At 38.5% G+C, this 20070-nt stretch carries 16 protein-coding genes and 1 tRNA gene; 8 read left to right on the forward strand and 9 right to left on the reverse strand.

Annotated elements, in window-relative coordinates; all coding sequences use genetic code 11:
- The first annotated feature begins 46 nt into the window (after positions 1-46).
- From hisS to H4J67_RS00685, 5 genes are all read left to right on the forward strand, one after another.
- Positions 47-1321 (forward strand): histidine--tRNA ligase, encoded by a 1275-nt coding sequence (gene hisS, locus H4J67_RS00665; protein ID WP_182202568.1) that lies wholly within the window; start codon positions 47-49, stop codon positions 1319-1321.
- A 9-nt stretch (positions 1322-1330) separates the two neighbouring features.
- Positions 1331-1969, forward strand: a complete 639-nt coding sequence (locus H4J67_RS00670) for a tetratricopeptide repeat protein (RefSeq protein WP_182176299.1) — start codon at positions 1331-1333, stop codon at positions 1967-1969.
- A gap of 17 nt (positions 1970-1986) precedes the next feature.
- On the forward strand, positions 1987-3192 hold the full coding sequence (gene bamB, locus H4J67_RS00675; RefSeq protein ID WP_182176298.1) for an outer membrane protein assembly factor BamB: 1206 nt from the start codon (positions 1987-1989) through the stop codon (positions 3190-3192).
- Between the two features lie 133 nt (positions 3193-3325).
- Entirely contained in the window at positions 3326-4786 is a 1461-nt protein-coding gene (gene der / locus H4J67_RS00680) for a ribosome biogenesis GTPase Der (protein WP_182176297.1), read from the forward strand.
- 104 nt (positions 4787-4890) lie between these two features.
- Positions 4891-5574, forward strand: coding sequence for a PilZ domain-containing protein (locus tag H4J67_RS00685; protein ID WP_182176296.1), 684 nt, complete (start codon positions 4891-4893; stop codon positions 5572-5574).
- Here the strand turns inward: H4J67_RS00685 and xseA are convergent.
- The gene (xseA, locus tag H4J67_RS00690) at positions 5571-6914 is read right to left on the reverse strand and encodes an exodeoxyribonuclease VII large subunit (protein ID WP_182202570.1); all 1344 of its coding nucleotides are present in this window, start codon (positions 6912-6914) and stop codon (positions 5571-5573) included. The two genes, H4J67_RS00685 and xseA, sit on opposite strands and share 4 nt — an antisense overlap.
- Positions 6915-7355: 441 nt before the next feature.
- Here xseA and guaB point away from each other — a divergent pair, with 441 nt between their 5' ends.
- Together guaB and guaA are read left to right on the forward strand one after the other, a co-directional pair.
- Entirely contained in the window at positions 7356-8828 is a 1473-nt protein-coding gene (gene guaB / locus H4J67_RS00695) for an IMP dehydrogenase (protein ID WP_182202572.1), read from the forward strand.
- 365 nt (positions 8829-9193) lie between these two features.
- Positions 9194-10771, forward strand: coding sequence for a glutamine-hydrolyzing GMP synthase (guaA, locus tag H4J67_RS00700; RefSeq protein WP_182176294.1), 1578 nt, complete (start codon positions 9194-9196; stop codon positions 10769-10771).
- Between the two features lie 180 nt (positions 10772-10951).
- Here guaA and H4J67_RS00705 read toward each other — a convergent pair whose 3' ends face one another.
- The 6 genes from H4J67_RS00705 to tkt all read right to left on the reverse strand — a co-directional run bounded on the left by H4J67_RS00705 (position 10952) and on the right by tkt (position 18489).
- Positions 10952-11737 carry a YdiY family protein gene (locus tag H4J67_RS00705; RefSeq protein WP_182202573.1) on the reverse strand — a complete coding sequence of 262 codons (786 nt, stop codon included), beginning with the start codon at positions 11735-11737 and terminating at the stop codon, positions 10952-10954.
- Positions 11727-12557, reverse strand: a complete 831-nt coding sequence (locus H4J67_RS00710; RefSeq protein WP_182176292.1) for a mechanosensitive ion channel family protein — start codon at positions 12555-12557, stop codon at positions 11727-11729. The genes H4J67_RS00705 and H4J67_RS00710 overlap by 11 nt, the downstream gene beginning before the upstream one ends.
- A 113-nt stretch (positions 12558-12670) precedes the next feature.
- Positions 12671-13735, reverse strand: a complete 1065-nt coding sequence (gene fba / locus H4J67_RS00715) for a class II fructose-bisphosphate aldolase (RefSeq protein ID WP_182176291.1) — start codon at positions 13733-13735, stop codon at positions 12671-12673.
- Between the two features lie 394 nt (positions 13736-14129).
- Complete coding sequence (locus tag H4J67_RS00720; RefSeq protein ID WP_182202575.1) at positions 14130-15308, reverse strand: phosphoglycerate kinase; 1179 nt, start codon at positions 15306-15308, stop codon at positions 14130-14132.
- A 52-nt stretch (positions 15309-15360) separates the two neighbouring features.
- Positions 15361-16386 carry an erythrose-4-phosphate dehydrogenase gene (gene epd, locus H4J67_RS00725; RefSeq protein ID WP_182202577.1) on the reverse strand — a complete coding sequence of 342 codons (1026 nt, stop codon included), beginning with the start codon at positions 16384-16386 and terminating at the stop codon, positions 15361-15363.
- A 114-nt stretch (positions 16387-16500) separates the two neighbouring features.
- A complete protein-coding gene (gene tkt / locus H4J67_RS00730; RefSeq protein WP_182202578.1) occupies positions 16501-18489 on the reverse strand; it encodes a transketolase in 1989 nt (662 codons plus the stop codon).
- Positions 18490-18801: 312 nt separating this feature from the next.
- Between tkt and H4J67_RS00735 the strand changes: the two genes are divergently transcribed.
- Positions 18802-18942, forward strand: coding sequence for a hypothetical protein (locus tag H4J67_RS00735; protein WP_182176288.1), 141 nt, complete (start codon positions 18802-18804; stop codon positions 18940-18942).
- A gap of 227 nt (positions 18943-19169) precedes the next feature.
- On the opposite strand, the gene H4J67_RS00740 is transcribed toward H4J67_RS00735, so the two are convergent.
- Positions 19170-19553, reverse strand: coding sequence for a hypothetical protein (locus H4J67_RS00740; RefSeq protein ID WP_182202580.1), 384 nt, complete (start codon positions 19551-19553; stop codon positions 19170-19172).
- A gap of 392 nt (positions 19554-19945) precedes the next feature.
- Positions 19946-20022: transfer RNA gene (locus H4J67_RS00745), tRNA-Arg, on the reverse strand.
- Between the last annotated feature and the right edge of the window lie 48 nt (positions 20023-20070).

Genomic DNA, 20070 nt, shown 5'->3' on the forward strand with positions numbered 1-20070 from the left:
TTATATAAATATCTATTTTATACAATAGATGAAAGAGAGCCTTACTTTGAGCAAAACATTACAAGCCGTCAGAGGGATGAACGACTGTTTACCCACTGAAACGCCTATTTGGCAAATGGTTGAATCAGTTTTACGCCGAGTTGCTAGTAGCTATGGTTTTGCTGAAATCCGTATGCCAATTGTTGAGTCTACTGGACTTTTTAAACGTTCTATTGGTGAAGTTACTGATATCGTTGAAAAAGAGATGTACACTTTCGATGACCGTAACGGTGATAGCTTAACACTGCGACCAGAAGGCACAGCATCTTGTGTGCGTGCAGGCAATCAGCATGGTTTATTATATAACCAAGAACAACGTTTATGGTATATGGGGCCAATGTTTAGGCATGAACGCCCACAAAAAGGTCGTTATCGTCAGTTCCACCAATTCGGCTTAGAAGCCTTTGGAATTGGAACACCTGACATAGACGCAGAAATTATTATGCTAACTTCTCGTCTTTGGCGGGAACTTGGCATCAATGAGTTTGTCACACTAGAGCTAAACTCGTTAGGTTCAAATGAAGAGCGTGCAAATTATCGCGATGCTTTAGTTGTTTTCTTAACGGAAAGAGAAGAGCAACTTGATGAAGACTCTAAGCGCAGAATGCATACCAATCCATTACGCGTTTTAGACAGTAAAAATAAAGATGTACAAACGGCTTTAGTGGGCGCACCAAAATTAAGTGATTATTTTGATGATGAATCTAAAGCTCACTTTGCCAGTGTTTGTCAGCGTTTAGATGCCGCGGGCATTAAGTATGTGATTAATGACCGCTTAGTTCGCGGCTTAGATTATTACAATCGTACGGTATTTGAATGGGTGACTGACAGTTTAGGCGCACAGGGTACTATTTGTGCGGGTGGTCGTTATGATGGATTAGTCGAACAACTTGGTGGTAAAGCAACACCAGCATTTGGTTTTGCCTTAGGTATTGAACGCTTGGTACTCATGTTAACGAGTTTAGAAAAAGCTAACAATATTCGTGCACAAGTTGATGTTTATGTTATTGGTTTAGGTGAGGGGGTTGATATTCAAGCAGCACTACTCAGTGAACAATGGCGTGACCAAGTTAAAGATATTCGCATACAAAACCACTGCGGTGGTGGTAATATGAAAAAACAAATGAAACGGGCAGATAAATCGAGTGCGCAAGTAGCAATTATCATCGGTGAAGATGAACTTGCTGAGCAAAGTGTGACGATAAAATATTTGCGTGGACAACAAGAACAACAGAAGGTGTCGCTTGAACAAGTGCCAGCTTTATTAAACAGTTTAATTTAAGGTGAAGTAGTGGACGTTTATCAAACAGAAGAACAACAAGTCGAAGCCATCAAAGGTTTTTGGAAAGAAAATGGTACTGCAGTTATTGCCGGTTTAGTTTTAGGTTTTGCTGGTTTTATTGGCTTTAACGTATATAAAGATACTCAACTTGAGAATGAAGTTTTAACGTCTGATGCTTACCAAACAGTCATGGAAAGTGCAGGTGTAGACGGAAAGCTTTTTTCAGCAAATGCCAGTAAATTTATTACTGAAAATAAAGACTCTAGCTACGCTTCATTAACATCGCTTGCGCTAGCAAAAGAAACGGCTACGCATAAAGATTGGCCACAAGTTGCTATTCACTTGGCAAGTGCTATTGAAAGCTCTACCAATCAAGGTATTAAAGCTATCGCAAGTGTTCGGTTAGCGCGTGTGCAAATTCAACTTGAACAATACACTGAAGCATTGGCAACCCTATCGGTTACAATGCCAGAGTCATTTAAAAGTGCGATTGAAGAAACTAAAGGCGATGCCTATTTAAAGCAAGGTAAAGTAGAACTTGCTCGTAATGCTTATCAAGCAGCACTTGATGTTGAAGGTCAAACAAATAATGGTGCCTTACAAATGAAATTAAATGATTTAGCCCAATTATCATCGATTGCTAAATAAAGAGGCTAATCATTCATATGTTAAAAAAATTACGCTTTAATAAAAAGTTATTAGTAATAGCGCTAGTGTCCTTAGGGCTTGTAGCTTGTTCTTCAACTGACGAAGAAGATGAAGCGACCAAGGTTGCTGAATTAACAGAAATCAAACAAGCTTTTGATGCTGATGTGCTCTGGGAATCCAGTGTCGGTAATGGTGTTAGCGATTATTTTTCGCGTATTAAACCCAATGTTGCTTACGGCAAACTTTACAGTGCTAGTCGTTATGGTGATGTTGTTGCTTTAGAACTAGCTAATGGTGAAGAAGTTTGGTCAACAGATTTAAGTGATATAAAAGGCAAACGCGGCTTTTTTGAACGTCGACGATCTGCTTTATTAAACGGTGGCCCGATTTTAGGTATTCAAAAAGTCTTTATTGGCAGTGAGAATGGCGAAGTATTCGCATTAGATGCTGATACGGGTAAGCTTGATTGGCAAGGAAAAGTAAAAGGTGAAGTTATTGCCGCTCCCGCCATTGATGCGGGTATTTTAGTTGTCAATACTGCCTCAGGTGTCATCAAGGCTTTTAACGCTTCGAACGGTCAAGATGAATGGCAAATCGAACAAGAAGTACCAGCATTAACGTTGCGTGGCGTTAGTTCGCCAGCGATTTCTTCTGGTGGTGTGATGGTTGGTTCAGCGAATGGAACCATGAGCGTCTATATTCTTGAAACTGGTCAGCAAGGTTGGACAGTAGAAGTTGGTGAAGCCGGTGGTTCTACACAATTAGAACGAGTCATTGATGTTGACTCTGCGCCACTCATTTATGGCGATAAAGTTTATAGTATTTCAGTTAAAGGTAATCTGACCGCTATAGATTTACGTACCGGCCGGATGATTTGGGAACGCCAGTATTCGTCATATCATGATATGGCTATTAGTGGTAACAACCTATTTTTAACTGATATTAAAGGGCATGTTTATGCGGTTGACCGCTTAAACGGTTTTGAAAAGTGGAGCCAACTTGCACTGACTAATCGTGGTGTTACCGGTCCTGCTACTATTGGTGATTATATTGTTGTTGGCGACTTTGAAGGCTATCTTCACTTTATCGACCAAACAACAGGTGACATCGTTGCACGTCACGAAGTTGACAGCAGCGGTTTAAATATAGCACCCACTGTACACGAAAATATTATTTATGCACAATCACGTAATGGTGATTTGCAAGCGATAAAAATTCCATAAGTCTTTTTATCAGCTAGAATTAAACGGCTCCATTGCAGAATGCATTGGAGCCGTTGTTTGTTATTAAATAGAGTAAAAGTTTTGCATTTTGCATGACGTTGTTTACTCTACAAATGAATTTATAGAGGTAAACATGCTTCCAGTTGTTGCACTTGTCGGACGTCCTAATGTTGGCAAATCGACGTTATTTAACCGATTAACCCGAAGCCGGGATGCTCTCGTAGCAGATTATCCTGGCTTAACGCGTGACCGTCAATATGGCCAAGCGAAAGTAGAAGATCACCCCTTTATTGTTATTGATACCGGCGGTATTAATGGTAATGAACAAGGTATTGACGCATTAATGGCCGAACAGTCATTAATGGCGATAGCAGAAGCTGATGCTGTTTTATTTATGGTTGATGCTCGAGATGGTCTAACATCAGCGGATATCGGTATAGCTGACTACCTTCGTAAACAAAATAAGAAAATATTTTTGGTTGCGAATAAAGTTGATGGTATTGATGCTGATTCTGCCGTAGCTGAGTTTTATGAATTATCACTGGGTGATACCGTTCATAAAATTGCCGCCGCGCATGGTCGTGGTGTTACACAGTTATTAACACTGGCATTAACACCTCATATAGAAGCACTTGGTGAAGCCCGTGAAAATGATGAGTTTGATGGTGCACAAGAATTCTCAGCTAAAACTGATGAAGAAAAAATTGCCGAAGCTCCATTTGAAAATGATAAAATCAAACTTGCCATCATTGGTAAACCTAATGTGGGTAAGTCAACACTGACTAACCGTATATTAGGTGAAGACCGCGTTGTTGTTTTTGATGCGCCAGGTACCACTCGCGATAGTGTTTACATCCCGATGGAACATGATGGCCGTGAATATACATTAATCGATACTGCAGGTATTCGTCGACGTAAAAACGTTACTGATGTCGTAGAAAAGTATTCTGTTATTAAAACACTACGTGCCATAGAAGATGCCAATGTTTGTTTGTTAATTATTGATGCTCGTGAAGGTATTACCGATCAAGATTTAAGTTTACTGGGCTTTATTCTAGAAGCAGGTCGTTCTTTGGTACTTGCGGTTAATAAATGGGATGGGTTAGAAGAGCATGTTAAAGATCGTATTAAAACTGAACTAGATCGTCGTTTAGGGTTTATTGATTTTGCACGTATCCACTTTATCTCTGCTTTACACGGTACCGGTGTTGGCCATTTATATGAGTCGGTTGAAGAAGCTTTCATTTCTGCAACTAAACGTATATCTACCTCAATGGTTACCAAAATATTAGATATGGCCACGTTTGATCATCAACCACCGATGAGTCAAGGGCGCCGTATTAAGCTTAAATATGCACATGCCGGTGGATATAATCCGCCTATCATTGTTATTCATGGTAATTTAGCCAAAAAGCTTCCTGTTTCATATAAACGCTATTTAATGAATTATTACCGTAAATCATTAAAAATAATGGGTACACCGATTAGAATTGAGTTTAGAGAAACAAGTAACCCGTTTGCTGGTAAGAAAAAGTTAACTTATACCGAGCAAAAGAAAATGGCCAGAGCCACTGAAGGTTATAAAAAAGACTAAAAGCTGACGTTTTTGATAATAATTTAGCATTACTGAAGCCAATCATTTGATTGGCTTTTTGCTAAGTGCTACATTTAAAAAACTTATTCTTAAATGTTAACATTATGGCAGCCACTCCTAAAAAAATTGCGTTGGTTAACCGCTTAGACAGAAACCTTGGCTTATTGCAGTCAGGTTCAACGATTACTATCGATATAGCCACACCAGCTGGGCAAAAAGCAAAGTTTCGTAGCACCTTCATTGGTTACCTCCCCAAATATTACGTATTAGTGCAATTTCCTGATGCAAATAAATTAGGGAATTTTTCTCAATATATTACCCAAGGTGCTAGTATTACGGTGCGAGGCTTAATTGAAGGGCATGAGGGCGCGGTGGTTGCTTTTATCAGTAATGTTAAACAAACCTTACAAATACCCTCAAGATTAATTGTCCTTGATTTTCCACGGTCTGTTAGCTTACAAAGCTTACGTTCAGCGATGCGTATTGATACCGATATTGTTGCTAAGATAAATATTGCTAAAGAATATTGGCAAGCGACCATTATAGATATTTCTGTTAACGGCTGCCAAGTATTGATCACTAACGGTGAGTCGTTAGTGATGGAAAAAGATAAATCTGTTGAATTAATTGTTGAAGACTTTCAAGGATTAGGAAACTTAAAGTTTTCTGCAGAAACCTGTAGCTACAAATCACAAGCTAATGGCCTTTGTATCGGTTTAAAGTTTGAAGAAAAAAGTAAAGCATCAGTGATAAAATTACTTCAGCATGCCGTTATTGCTGAAAATTAAATTTTATCAATAACTTGGCTTAAAATACGACCATCAATGACTTGAATAGATATTTCATCACCAATATTCACTTGATCTTTTGTGCGAACAATTTGCTGATGACTATTTCGACTGACACTATAACCACGGGCAATAGTCGCGAGTGGACTGACAATATGGAGTTGCTCAATAATGCTAACAAAGTGCTCCGATTTATTTTTTACGCTAACGTCTAATGCCCGTTGTAATCTGTCATCTAAGTGGCGCAAGGTACTTTGATGTTGATTGATCACTTTGGTTGGATCTACGTGTTGTAAATCGCGGACTAACTTTTCGGGTTTTTGTTTGAAACGGACCAATTCACGCTTGATTGCTTTATCTAAACGAATATTCAATTCATCTGATTTTTGTTGATGCTGCTGAAGCTTCCTTTCTGGTTGAACTTGCGTTAAGCGATGATTAAGGTTTTTCAGGTATGAGTTTTCTTCTTTTACTTTTTGAGTAAATAACTGTTGAGCCCGCTTTGATAATTCTTGTAGGCGATTTTGTAATTCACTATTGTCTTGTGAAACCAGTTCTGCCGCTGCTGAAGGTGTTGGCGCTCTTAAATCAGCAACGAGATCACTTAATGTTGTGTCTATCTCATGACCAACAGCGCTGATAATTGGAATGCGACTATGAAAAATAGCATTGACTACGTCTTCTTCATTAAAGCTCCATAAGTCTTCTAGAGAGCCTCCTCCACGACCAACAATCAATACTTGGCATTCTTCACGTTGATTAGCGATATCGATGGCATGAACAATGTCATTCTTAGCATGCTCACCTTGCACAAGCGCAGGGTATATAACGATAGTAATTGCTGGATTACGTCTTTGCAAAACAGAGATTATATCTTTAACTGCAGCACCCGTTGGCGAGGTAACTATGCCAACCGTGTTAATATTTTTAGGAATGGCTTGCTTGAACTGCTGTGCAAATAAACCTTGTGCATTGAGCTTACTCTTTAATTGCTCAAATTGTTGTCGCAATAAACCTTCACCCGCATCTTCCATCATTTCAATAATTAATTGAAAATCACCTCGTGGCTCATACAAAGAAACCTTGGCGCGTACTAACACCTGTTGGCCATTACGAGGCGTTGAACCACTCGCTAACCTTACTCGTCGATTGTTGCCTTTAAACATTGCACAACGCACTTGCGATTTACTGTCTTTGAGTGACAAATACCAATGACCCGAGCTAGCAGCAATGAAATTTGAGATTTCACCACACAACCATACGGTATTAAGTTCACTTTCTAGTATGAACTTAACTTTTCTTGTCAGTTCACTTATCTGTAAAATGTGCTGCGTAGCCATAAAATACTTACTTTATCTAATGTTAAGGCGATTTGAGTCGATATATACGCTCTGCTTAAATTTGCTTGCTTTAGCAAACCAAAGCGAATCATAATCTAAGCACATATTTATGTTAAAGGTTATTCCCTTAAATAAAATGTAACAACGTGTAATATTTATTTCGATTCCCCGAAAGAGTGTTTATAAGCACTTTATTTTACGTTATTGATTTCAATAATAGAATAACTATTATTTTCAATCAATATCTTGCCTAAAGACGTTTATAATTCCCCTTGGATCCTACCTATTAAAGTGGAACCAGTAAATTATATATTTCTTAAAACTCTCCAGGGATAATTATTTTAGTTTATCGTTAAATTTAAGTTGTTCTTAAACCACAAAACGGTTAAAATTCTGCCGCAATATTCACTCCCTAACCAACCTTTTTAGAGAGATGTTGCGATGCTAAGAATTGCCCAAGAAGCACTAACTTTTGATGATGTATTACTTGTACCTGCTCATTCAGAAGTACTCCCACATACGGCCGATTTAAAAACTAAATTAACCCGTAAAATTAATTTAAATATACCTATGGTATCTGCATCTATGGATACAGTTACTGAAGCACCTTTAGCTATTACACTAGCGCAAGAAGGTGGTTTAGGTTTTATTCATAAAAACATGACCATCGCTGAGCAAGCGGCTAACGTATTAAAAGTTAAAAAATACGAAAGTGGTATTGTTTCCGATCCTGTGACCGTAAATGCTAACTTTACTATTGAAGAAGTCATGCATAAAGCTGATGATCTTGGCTTTTCAGGATTTCCTGTTGTTGATGAAAATGGCAATCTTACCGGTATAATTACTGGCCGTGATTTACGCTTTGAAACAGACCTCACTAAGCCTGTCTCGGCGTTAATGACGACTAAAGAAAAATTAGTCACGGTTAAAGAAGGTGCCGCGCGTGAAGAAATACTTGGCTTAATGCACAGTAACCGTATTGAGAAAATTTTAGTGGTTGATGATGCCTTTAAATTAGTGGGTTTGATCACCGCTAAAGATTATCAAAAAGCTGAAAGCAAACCTAACGCTTGTAAAGATCAATTAGGTCGTTTACGAGTGGGCGCGGCTGTAGGTGTCGGCGCGGGTACCGATGAACGTATTGACGCGTTAGTTGCCGCAGGTGTTGACGTCTTATTAATTGATACTTCACATGGTCATTCGCAAGGTGTTCTTGATCGAGTAAAAGAAACCCGTCAAAAATATCCTGACTTAGAAATTGTTGCTGGCAATGTGGCGACAGGAGCTGGTGCAAAAGCATTAGCCGATGTTGGCGTAGATGCGGTTAAAGTGGGTATCGGCCCAGGTTCAATATGTACTACGCGTATTGTAACTGGCGTTGGAGTACCACAATTAACGGCTATCTCAAATGCAGTAGAAGCGCTTAAAGGCACGGGTATTCCTGTTATTGCCGATGGTGGTATTCGATTCTCTGGCGATATTGCTAAAGCACTGGTTGCTGGCGCGCATTGTGTGATGGTTGGTAGTATGTTTGCTGGAACCGAAGAAGCACCTGGCGAAGTAGAACTTTATCAAGGTCGCTATTATAAATCATATCGCGGTATGGGCTCTTTAGGCGCAATGAGCCAGAAAGAAGGTTCAAGTGATCGTTATTTTCAAAAATCTGATGGCGAAGCTGACAAGTTGGTACCAGAAGGTATTGAAGGTCGTGTTGCTTACAAAGGACCTGTTTCTGCAATTATCCACCAGCAGATGGGCGGATTACGCTCATCAATGGGTTTAACAGGCTGTAAAGATATTGAGACCATGCGAACTAAGCCTGAGTTTATGAAAATTACCTCGGCAGGTATGGGTGAGTCGCATGTTCATGACGTAACCATCACCAAAGAAGCACCAAACTATCGTATGGGGTAGAAATATCGGTTGAGTTATTTAAGCTCGATTCCTGCGTTGCAAGTGCTGATTGACTATCGTCAACTCCGCGCTAGCGCCTTGAACTAGAGCTAAAATATTCTCAACTTGATGCTATGCAAATATTCTTAGTTACTTTTAGGTAACTGGAAAACAAAAGATTCTACGGGCTGAGTTATCAATAAATAACTCAGCCTGTTCATTTTATAAATCCGCTCTAAATGAATGAGCTTTAGGCAAGGCTGTTGAGTAATTAAACAAATGACTTATCTTATTATAAATAAGGTTTTATAAATGATTTTGTTTCATTACGAAAACAACGCAGTATAAAGTTTAGACATAACGAGCGTTTAAAGTAGGAAAACAACATGAGTAAAGACATTCATGATCACCGAATACTAATTTTAGATTTTGGTTCACAATATACTCAGCTAATTGCTCGTCGCGTACGTGAAATAGGTGTTTATTGTGAACTTTGGTCTTGGGATGTAACCGAAGAGCAAATTAAAGGTTTTAACCCAACAGGTATCATTCTAGCTGGCGGCCCTGAGTCAGTCACTGCAGAAAATTCACCTCGAGCACCTGAATATGTTTATAACGCTGGCGTTCCTGTTTTAGGTATTTGCTATGGCATGCAAACAATGGCTGAACAACTTGGCGGTGGTGTTGAAAGTTCAACGCACAAAGAGTTTGGTTATGCCGCGGTTGAACTTATTGCTAAATCTGCGTTATTCAACAATGTTGAAGACAGTATTGGTACTAACGGTAATGCTTTACTTGATGTTTGGATGAGCCACGGCGACAAAGTGTCAGCTATACCAACAGGCTTTGTTACTGTTGCACAAACAGCAAGTTGTGCTTATGCAGCAATGGCAAACGAAGATAAGCAATTCTATGGTGTGCAGTTTCACCCTGAAGTGACCCACACTAAACAAGGTTTACGCATTTTAGAAAACTTTGTTGTTGAAATTTGTCAGTGTGAAAAACTATGGACTTCATCATCAATCATTGATGATGCTATTGCAAAAATGAAAGCTCAAGTCGGTGACGACGAAGTTATCTTAGGTCTTTCAGGCGGTGTTGATTCATCAGTCGTTGCTATGTTATTACATCGAGCGATTGGTGATAAATTGACCTGTGTATTTGTTGATAATGGTTTACTTCGTTTAGATGAAGGCCAGCAAGTCATGGATATGTTTGGCGATCACTTTGGTTTAAATATTATAAAAATTGAAGCTGAAGATAGATTTTTAGACCGCTTAGCGGGTGAAAGTGAGCCAGAAGCAAAACGTAAAATTATTGGTAATGTTTTTATTGATGTTTTCGAAGAAGAGTCGAATAAGTTAGATAATGCCAAATGGTTAGCACAGGGCACTATTTATCCTGACGTCATTGAATCTGCGGCCTCAGCGACCGGTAAGGCGCATGTTATTAAATCACATCATAATGTTGGCGGCTTACCTGATTACATGAAACTAGGCTTAGTTGAACCATTACGTGAGTTATTTAAAGATGAAGTACGTAAAATAGGTTTAGAGCTTGGCTTACCGTACGATATGCTTTACCGTCATCCGTTTCCTGGCCCTGGGTTGGGTGTACGTATTTTAGGTGAAGTTAAAAAAGAATATGCTGATTTATTACGTCGTGCCGATGCTATTTTCATTGAAGAATTACACAAGCATGATTTATACACCAAAGTAAGCCAAGCGTTTACCGTATTTTTACCCGTAAAATCAGTAGGTGTTATGGGCGATGCCCGTAAATATGATTGGGTTGTATCATTACGTTGTGTTGAAACCATCGACTTTATGACAGCACGTTGGTCACATTTGCCTTATGATTTCCTAGGTTTAGTGTCTAATCGGATCATTAACGAAATTGATGGTATTTCACGTGTCGTTTATGATATTTCAGGTAAACCACCCGCGACGATTGAGTGGGAATAAACAGTACTTTTATTGCCTGTAAATAATAATAGCCTTAGCATTTAAATGTTAGGGCTTTTTTATAGATCGTTCTAACAAGTAATAAAGTAGGTGATGATGAGAGATACTAGTGATGAAAAGGAAATATATTTAGCCTTCAAAAGAGTTGAAGGCTAAATAAAGCATTTTATTTTAGGTCGACTAGAAGCTATAAACGAGCGTTAACGCCGTTTGAGTATTGGTGTTTTCTTTGCCTTCTTCAACATCAGTATTATAGTCAATCTTAAAACTAACTTTTAATTGTAACGTTGAAATAAGCTTAGTAATTATTGAGCTTTCTGCCTGATAATTACTATTTTCACCACTTTTAGTCGCATACTTAGCGACCAAGAGCTGCTTAAATTTAACATGTTCGTTTAAATTATGCGTATACAAAGCTTGAGCTTGTATAATAAAAGCAGACTTGTTTTCATTATACTCATTACCATTTTCATCTTCTAAACGCACGACGTCTTTTTTGTAACCCGGTCCAATATCAGCATCAAATGTACCTGTTTTACTTTCAAACCAACGACGACCCCAACCAGCAGAGATAGAACTTTGAGTCTCAAATCCGCCAAAACGATTATCGTCGTGAGATACGTTACCGTAGACGTAGTTAGTTTTTTTAGTACCAATGGTATAGTTAGTTTGACCCACTATTTTCCATTGCTGATCTGTTGTTTGAGAGCGCTCAACACCCTCTTCATCTTCAATCTCAGCTTTACTTGCAAGCAAGTCAAAGCGAACAGTACTCCGCCATAAGCCTAATTCATGATCTAAATCGAAGCCTGCTTTTATATCGGTACTTTTATTGTCACCCGTTTTAAACAGTGCACCTAATTCTGCCGACATACTTAATGGATCTTTAGGAGCTTCTACTTCTTCGGCAAAGGTATTAAGTGATAAGCTGCCGCATAAGGCAAGAATTACTAATTTATTGTTCATTTTTGGTCTCTTGATTAACATGTACAGAAAGTTGTGGGAATGGGATTTCAATGCCAGCATCGTCTAGGGCAATTTTAATTGCTTCCAATAAATCAAAATGCACAGGCCAGTAATCGGCTGTTTTAACCCATGGTCGCACAATAAAGTTTACCGAGCTATCGGCTAATTCACTAACACCTATGGTAATAGCAGGTTCTTTTAAAACTAAGTTATGGCGACTAACCACATCTTTTAATATTTTTTTTGTTAGTTTTAAATCTGCGCTATAACCAACACCAATCACTAAATCTATTCTTCTCGTAGGTTTTGTTGAGTAGTTAGTAATAGTGCCATTTGTAATGCCACCATTAGGAATAATAACTGTTTTGTTATCACCGGTTCTTAACTGTGTTGAAAATACATGCACTTCTTCAACAATACCTGCGGTACCTGCGATTTCTACAAAATCACCGGCTTTAAAAGGTTTTAATGAAATTAATAAAATACCTGAGGCAAAGTTTGATAATGAACCTTGTAATGCTAAGCCTATTGCAAGACCAGCGGCACCCACAATTGCCACTAATGAGGTGGTATTAAAACCTAAGTGAGAAATTGCAGCAATAAAGGCAACCATCACAACTAAGCCATAAATTAAGCTAGCGATAAAAGAAATTACGGTATTATCAAATTTTTTGTGAGTAAGAATTTTTTTTGTTGCAGAACTGATCAGTTTTGCGACAAATTTACCAATCACAAAGATAACAATCGCGATGATAAATTTTATTAGGTTTTCTTGTAACATGGGCTGGTTCTCAACTAACCAATTAGTAACATTGTCCATTTTTTATACTCTTTTTAAAAATAGTCAAATATTATAGTGAATTTGACAACATATTTCTAATAATATTACAAAAAAAGGAGCCGAAGCTCCTTAATGTTAATGGCTAGCGGATGTTATTTTATAATAGCGTTCAGTTTGCCAGCATCATATAAATCAAACATAGTATCTAATGAAATGGGTTTAATTTTATCTGCATTACCCGATGCGCCAAATGAATCATAGCGAGCTATACAAATATCAGTCATGGCTTTAGTGGTTTCAGCTAAAAATTTACGTGGGTCAAATTCGCTTGGGTTGTGCGCTAAGAAGCGACGAGTTGCCCCCGTTGATGCTAAACGTAAATCAGTATCAATATTAATTTTACGAACACCATTTTTAATGCCTTCTTGAATTTGCTCTACCGGCACACCATAAGTTTCAGGAATATTACCACCATATTCATTAATAATAGCAAGCCACTCTTGCGGCACTGATGATGAACCGTGCATAACTAAATGGGTATTTGGGATGCGGTTATGTATCGCTTTAATACGGTCAATCGCTAAGATGTCACCTGTTGGTGGACGCGTAAATTTGTAAGCACCATGAGAAGTACCACAAGCAATCGCTAAAGCATCAACTTGAGTTTTCTTAACAAAGTCAGCCGCTTCTTCTGGGTCAGTTAACATTTGTTCTTTTGTTAAGATCCCTACTGCACCAATACCGTCTTCTTCACCCGCTTCACCTGTCTCTAATGAACCAAGACAACCTAATTCACCTTCAACAGAAACACCACAAGCATGTGCCATTTCAACGGTTCTGCGTGTTACATCAACGTTGTATTCATAGCTTGAAGGCGTTTTACCATCAGACATTAAAGAACCATCCATCATAACTGATGAAAACCCCATTTGAATTGAACGCTGACAAACACTTGGCGAAGTGCCGTGATCTTGATGCATTACCACGGGAATATGAGGGAATTCTTCAATTGCTGCAAGAATTAAATGACGAAGAAAAGGAGCGCCAGCATACTTACGAGCACCTGCAGAGCCTTGTAAAATAACCGGGCTATTGGTTTTGTCTGCAGCGATCATTATTGCTCTAACTTGCTCTAAGTTGTTAACGTTAAAAGCGGGAATACCGTATCCGTATTCTGCAGCGTGATCTAACATTTGGCGCATAGAAATTAAAGCCATTGAATTACTCCTAAGTGTTTAAGATGTCATATATTATTTGCCCAATCTCAAGAAATACAAGTTTCATTGTGAAATTTAAGCTTTCGTAACGTAAGTATATCAGATAAGAAATTGACATGGCAAAAGAAAAAATAATGCCATTAATGGTTTTTATCTGTTTATTTATTATGGTTTTAAATAATGTTCTATAATTACTGTCAAGAAGCTTGCTAAACTCGATTTATAGCGAATATTTGTGCTTTTGTTTTGTAAGTTTACAACGAAAGAGTGAAATGTAATGAAAGCGCTGTTGATGGTTTTTATGAAGTTTGTTAGAAATAATAAAAAAAGCTAAAAAAAACCGCCTTGTATAAAATAAAGAGCGGTTTGGCGTTGATGATTTAATTAACGTGTTTTACGTTTTAGCGCGTTCTTCTAAGATAGCGACAGCGGGTAACACTTTCCCTTCTAAAAACTCTAAAAAAGCACCACCACCAGTTGAAATATAGGAAATTTTATCGGCTATATTATATTTATCTACAGCAGCTAAGGTATCGCCACCACCAGCAATTGAAAAGGCTGAGCTTTTGGCAATTGCTTTTGCAATAGTTTCTGTACCTCTACCAAATTGATCAAATTCAAAAACGCCAACAGGTCCATTCCAAACAATAGTGCCAGCATTTTTAATAATTTCTACGAGTGCTTGCGCTGAATCTGGTCCGATATCAAAAATCATATCTTCATCGCTAACATCGTTAACTGACTTTAATGTCGCGACAGCCGTTTCTGAGAACTCTGTACCAGTTATAACATCTGTTGGCACCGGGATATCGCCATCATTTGCTCTTGCCTGCTGTGTTAAAAGGTTAGCTTCATCAAGCAAATTGGCTTCGTATAATGATTTACCTACATTATGCCCGCTTGCTGCTATAAAGGTATTTGCAATGCCGCCGCCAACCACTAATTGGTCAACAATTTTCGCTAACGACTCTAACACGGTTAATTTTGTAGAAACTTTAGAGCCACCAACAATTGCCACTAATGGGCGTGCAGGATTGTCTAGTGCTTTACCAAGTGCAGCTAATTCACCGGACAATAGTGGACCTGCACAAGCAATAGGTGCAAACTTTGCTACGCCATGTGTACTAGCTTGCGCGCGGTGGGCAGTACCAAAAGCATCCATGACAAAAACATCACATAATGCTGCCAATTTTTTTGATAAAATATCATCATTATTTTTTTCGCCAACATTAAAACGAATGTTTTCAAACACAACTAATTCACCTACTTTTGCATCAACGCCATCTAAGTAATCTTTTGCTAGATGCACAGGGACATTTAATGCGGCAGCTAAATAGTCAGCGACAGGTTTTAATGAAAACTCTTTGTTGTACTCACCTTCAGTTGGACGACCAAGGTGAGACATTATCATCACTTTTGCGCCCGCTTCTAAAGCAAGTTTAAGGGTAGGTAAAGCCGCTCTTAATCGAGCATCAGAGGTTATTTTTCCGTCTTTAAGAGGTACATTGAGATCTTCTCGGATCAAAACTCTTTGATTGGCTAGCGCCAAGTCGGTCATTTTAATTACTGACATTTGCTGTTTCCTATTCGATAAATTTTAAAGTTATGGGTGTTTTTTACTGTTATTATTTTTTAAGCTGAATATCTTTTGCCATGGCTTTTGCTGTATCTATCATACGATTTGCAAAGCCCCACTCGTTATCGCACCAGACTAGCATTTTCACTAAACGCTTGTGGCTAACACGCGTTTGGTTGCCGTCAACAATACAAGAATGTGGGTCATGATTAAAATCTACAGAAACTAGTGGCTCTTCTGTATAGCCTAAAATTCCTTGTAAACCATTGTTTTGTGCACGAATAATGGCTTGGTTAATCGCGTTAATATCTACATCTGTCGACAAGGTTAGGCTTAAATCCATCGCGGTAACATTGATCGTTGGTACTCGCACGGCAATCGCTTCGAAGCGTCCAGCAAATTTAGGCAGTATTCTTTCAATACCTGCTGCTAGTTTGGTGTCAACCGGGATGATAGATTGGCTTGCTGCTCTACTAAGGCGAAGATCTGGATGGTAAGCGTCGATAACTTGTTGATCATGCATAGAGGAATGAATAGTGGTAATACTGCCACTTTCAACGCCAAAAGCTTCATCAATGACTTTTATGACGGGCACAACACAATTCGTGGTGCATGAGCCGTTCGAGACTATTTTATCTTTTTCGCTGAGTTGCTGATGATTAATACCATAAATAATGGTGGCATCAACGTCTTGTTCACCGGGATAAGAGTAAAGTACTTTACTGGCTCCTTGGCTCAAGTGAATATTTCCATCGCGTTGATTAGCAAATTTACCGGTGCAATCAAGAACAATATCTATGTTATGTTTTTTCCATGGCATGTATTCGAGGAATTTTTCATGGCTAAGTTGTATGACATCGCCGGCGATAACTAACTGATTGTTAGCTAACTCAACTGAAAAGGGGAAACGACCATGGGTAGTGTCATATTTTAATAAATGCGCAATACCTTTCGGCTCGGCAAGCTCATTAATTGCGACAAGCTTTAAATATTGGTTATCAGCATTCTCATAGAGGGCACGAGCAACACTTCGACCAATTCGGCCAAAGCCGTTAATAGCAATGTTTACAGACATAAGTTTATTGGCATAGGTTAATAGTATTAATTTAGGGTGTTTATAAAAATCAAAGTCCTTCAAACGAGTATACATTTCGTTTGAAGGTTTTGACTTATAGGCTTTAATTAATGATTAAAGCTGGTTTACAGTCTTAACAACATTTGCCACGGTGAAACCAAAATGCTCAAGTAACACGTTACCTGGTGCAGATTCACCAAAGGTTGTCATACCGACAACAGCGCCAGAAAAACCAACATACTTGTACCAAAAATCAGTGTGAGCAGCTTCAATAGCGACACGTTTTATCACTGATGAAGGCAATACTGATTCTTTGTATTCGCTTGATTGCACATCAAAAATATTGGTTGACGGCATAGAAACCACACGTACTTTTTTACCATCAGCGGTTAATTGCTTTGCAGAATCAAGGGCTAATGATACTTCAGAACCCGTTGCAATGAGTATAACGTCAGCAGTACCCTCACAGTCTTGCAATACATAAGCGCCTTTGGCGATGTTTGTTACTTGTGAACTGTTACGCGCTACTGCGGGTAAACCTTGGCGAGAAAATATTAATGACGTAGGGCCGTTTTTACGTTCAATCGCTGATTTCCAAGCAACAACAGATTCTGTTGCATCACATGGGCGCCAAGTATCCATATTCGGAGTAGTACGTAAATTCGTTAACTGTTCGATTGGCTGATGTGTTGGACCATCTTCACCTTGACCAATAGAATCGTGAGTGTAAACAAATATATTTTGAATACCCATTAAAGCCGACATACGAACTGCGTTACGCGCGTACTCCATAAACATCATGAACGTTGCACCGTAATTAATGAAACCACCGTGCAATGAAACACCATTCATAATGCCGCTCATACCAAATTCACGTACGCCGTAATAAATGTAGTTACCGCCAGCGTCTTTTTCAATACCTTTAGAACCTGACCATAATGTTAAGTTAGAACCCGCTAAATCAGCAGAACCACCCAATAACTCAGGTAATATAGCGCCAAAAGCTTCAATAGTATTTTGTGAAGCTTTACGCGAAGCAATATTTTCGCCTTTATCTTGGCAAGCTTGTACTAGGGCATTGGCTTTTTCTTCGAAGTCGCTTGGTAAATCACCTTTAATAACTCGACGCTCGTATTCGGCAGCAAGTTCTGGGTGAGCTTGTTGGTATGCTGAAAATTGGTCATTCCAAGAAACTTGGCTCGATTGGCCTTTTTCTTTTTGATCCCATTCAGCATAAACATCGCTTGGAATTTCAAAAGGGGCATGTGGCCAGTTTAGCGCTTTACGTGTCGCTGCAATCTCATCATCACCTAATGGTGCGCCATGACAATCATGTGTGCCTTCTTTATTCGGTGAACCAAAACCAATAATTGTTTTACAACAAATCATTGATGGTTTGTCCGTTACTGCTTTAGCTGCTGTAATTGCCGCCGCTATAGCCGCTGAATCGTGACCGTCAACGCTTATTACGTGCCAGCCATAAGCTTCAAAACGAGCAGGTGTGTCATCTGTAAACCAACCTTCAACTTTACCATCAATTGAAATACCGTTGTCATCCCAAAAAGCGACTAATTTACCTAATCCTAAAGTGCCGGCTAATGAACATACTTCATGAGAAATACCTTCCATCAAACAACCATCACCTAAGAAACAATAAGTAAAGTGATCAACGATGTCGTGACCTGGAAGGTTAAATTGTGCAGCAAGTGTTCTTTCAGCAATGGCCATACCAACGGCATTAGAAATACCAGCACCTAATGGTCCTGTCGTCGTTTCTACACCTGGGGTGTAACCGTACTCTGGGTGACCTGGTGTTTTAGAATGTAATTGACGGAAATTCTTTAATTCTTCAATCGGTAATTCATATCCGGTTAAATGTAATAAAGAATATATAAGCATTGAGCCATGACCGTTCGACAAAACGAAACGATCGCGGTCGGTCCAATTTGGATCTGTTGGATTATGTTTTAGAAAATCGCGCCATAATACTTCGGCAATATCTGCCATGCCCATTGGGGCTCCAGGGTGTCCGGATTTCGCTTTCTGTACGGCATCCATACTTAAAGCTCTAATTGCATTGGCCAGTTCTTGACGAGACGGCATATTGACTCCAAATCTTTATTATATTTATACTTAAAATGAACTAAGTATATGAGTGGTATAAGTGGCACCATTTTCACCTAGACCACCACTAAACTGCAAACGATATTATGCAAATAAGTGTTTTTTTTGGTATTAGTTAGACCAAATGGCTAAAAAGACCATTAATATAATATTACGTCACCGGTCGATTGTTTATAATTTATCTGTTTTATTAATTTTAAACAGTTGAATTATCAATGTTAATCGTATAGATTGGTTGAGTTTTGTACAGATGTCAAAATAACAACAAAAACACCTGACACAGGAACATTTATGAACAGGTCATCTTCACGAGGAATTAAGCTGACGACAGTACTTTTTGCGGTAATCGTATTGGCTGTTTCAGCGGCATTGAGTAATATCTCAATCTTAGGTGACAAGGAAGTTACAATAGAAAAATCTACCAGTGAGTAGTCGTTGGTAATATATTATATGAATTTTAAAGGCCTCGTTTACGAGGCTTTTTTATGTCTACGCTGCATTAGTGCATCCTGCACGTCATTTTGTTCCCTACAAATCATAGCCCCTTATCCATGGAGGCAATAGCACGGTGCTGTGACCGCATTTATGCAGGAAGTAGAGTAAGGCAGGAGCAGTTAGCGAGGTGGCAAAGAGTGTATATGTTCCGCATCAATCAGCGATCAAGCTAGTTCTTTTTGTAGCCATTTAAGTGCTTGCTGGCGACCGAGCTCTAAACCATTAAACTGCTTAACGTTTAACTTATCATTACTACGTTTGTTGATAATATCTTCAGTGTTAGCAACACCTTCTTTAGAATAGTTGATGGAGGCTATTGATTTCATATGAATTAGAGAACCCATGGTTAACTGTGCTTCTAATGAATAGGTGTAAGGATAAATTTTATTGACGATAACACCAAAATCAGTTTTAAAAAAAGTACAAAAAAAAGTTTCAATTTCTTCCATCATTTCAATTGAAATATAAACGCCTTTATCAAAAATCACTTCGGCAATTTTTTCATGTAAAAGGTTTATTTGAACAAAACTTAATCTATATTTTTCCATTTAGGGACTCATAGTGAAATATATTTGATGAAGCAACAATTGTAGTCTTTTTTTGAATTACTAGTAGGCTGATCTGCGGATAAATTTATCGAGGGGCTAGCTAATAATAAAATAGCGCTTTTAGGTTAATATCTGATATTTATCGATAAAACTACTTATTAGACATGGACTGTTCAGAGTGGGGCGCAATATTATGATGTTATCTATAAAGTAGATTATGTGATGGTAAATCAATAGAGGGATGTTCTCTACATTATAGGCTTTTCTTTAAAGGTGTCTTTATTATAGCAATGATAAGTGTGAGGGCTGTTATAAGCGGGTTACATAGCGGTAAAAAGTATAATTTTTAGACTAGTTGCCTGTTTTTTGATTCTTACTGAGTTTAATGATTTTGGTGTCCCTGAGACGATTCGAACGTCCGACCTAGCGCTTAGGAGGCGCTTGCTCTATCCAACTGAGCTACAAGGACATAATAACGCAAAAAGCGCTGTTAATTTATCTTAAAATTTGTTGTTGT

It is taken from the genome of Colwellia sp. BRX10-4 (assembly GCF_014077465.1).
In the GTDB taxonomy this organism is placed as follows: Bacteria; Pseudomonadota; Gammaproteobacteria; order Enterobacterales; family Alteromonadaceae; genus Colwellia_A.

Excerpts from the sequence above, each read along its gene's own strand:
- tkt (WP_182202578.1), bottom strand. The coding sequence starts at position 18,489 with ATGCCGTCTCGTCAAGAACTGGCCAATGCAATTAGAGCTTTAAGTATG.
- epd (WP_182202577.1), bottom strand. The coding sequence starts at position 16,386 with ATGTCTGTAAACATTGCTATTAACGGCTTTGGCCGAATTGGTCGAAGT.
- der (WP_182176297.1), top strand. The coding sequence starts at position 3,326 with ATGCTTCCAGTTGTTGCACTTGTCGGACGTCCTAATGTTGGCAAATCG.
- H4J67_RS00710 (WP_182176292.1), bottom strand. The coding sequence starts at position 12,557 with ATGGACAATGTTACTAATTGGTTAGTTGAGAACCAGCCCATGTTACAA.
- bamB (WP_182176298.1), top strand. The coding sequence starts at position 1,987 with ATGTTAAAAAAATTACGCTTTAATAAAAAGTTATTAGTAATAGCGCTA.
- xseA (WP_182202570.1), bottom strand. The coding sequence starts at position 6,914 with ATGGCTACGCAGCACATTTTACAGATAAGTGAACTGACAAGAAAAGTT.
- guaA (WP_182176294.1), top strand. The coding sequence starts at position 9,194 with ATGAGTAAAGACATTCATGATCACCGAATACTAATTTTAGATTTTGGT.
- H4J67_RS00685 (WP_182176296.1), top strand. The coding sequence starts at position 4,891 with ATGGCAGCCACTCCTAAAAAAATTGCGTTGGTTAACCGCTTAGACAGA.
- fba (WP_182176291.1), bottom strand. The coding sequence starts at position 13,735 with ATGGCTTTAATTTCTATGCGCCAAATGTTAGATCACGCTGCAGAATAC.
- H4J67_RS00740 (WP_182202580.1), bottom strand. The coding sequence starts at position 19,553 with ATGGAAAAATATAGATTAAGTTTTGTTCAAATAAACCTTTTACATGAA.
- H4J67_RS00705 (WP_182202573.1), bottom strand. The coding sequence starts at position 11,737 with ATGAACAATAAATTAGTAATTCTTGCCTTATGCGGCAGCTTATCACTT.
- H4J67_RS00735 (WP_182176288.1), top strand. The coding sequence starts at position 18,802 with ATGAACAGGTCATCTTCACGAGGAATTAAGCTGACGACAGTACTTTTT.
- H4J67_RS00720 (WP_182202575.1), bottom strand. The coding sequence starts at position 15,308 with ATGTCAGTAATTAAAATGACCGACTTGGCGCTAGCCAATCAAAGAGTT.
- guaB (WP_182202572.1), top strand. The coding sequence starts at position 7,356 with ATGCTAAGAATTGCCCAAGAAGCACTAACTTTTGATGATGTATTACTT.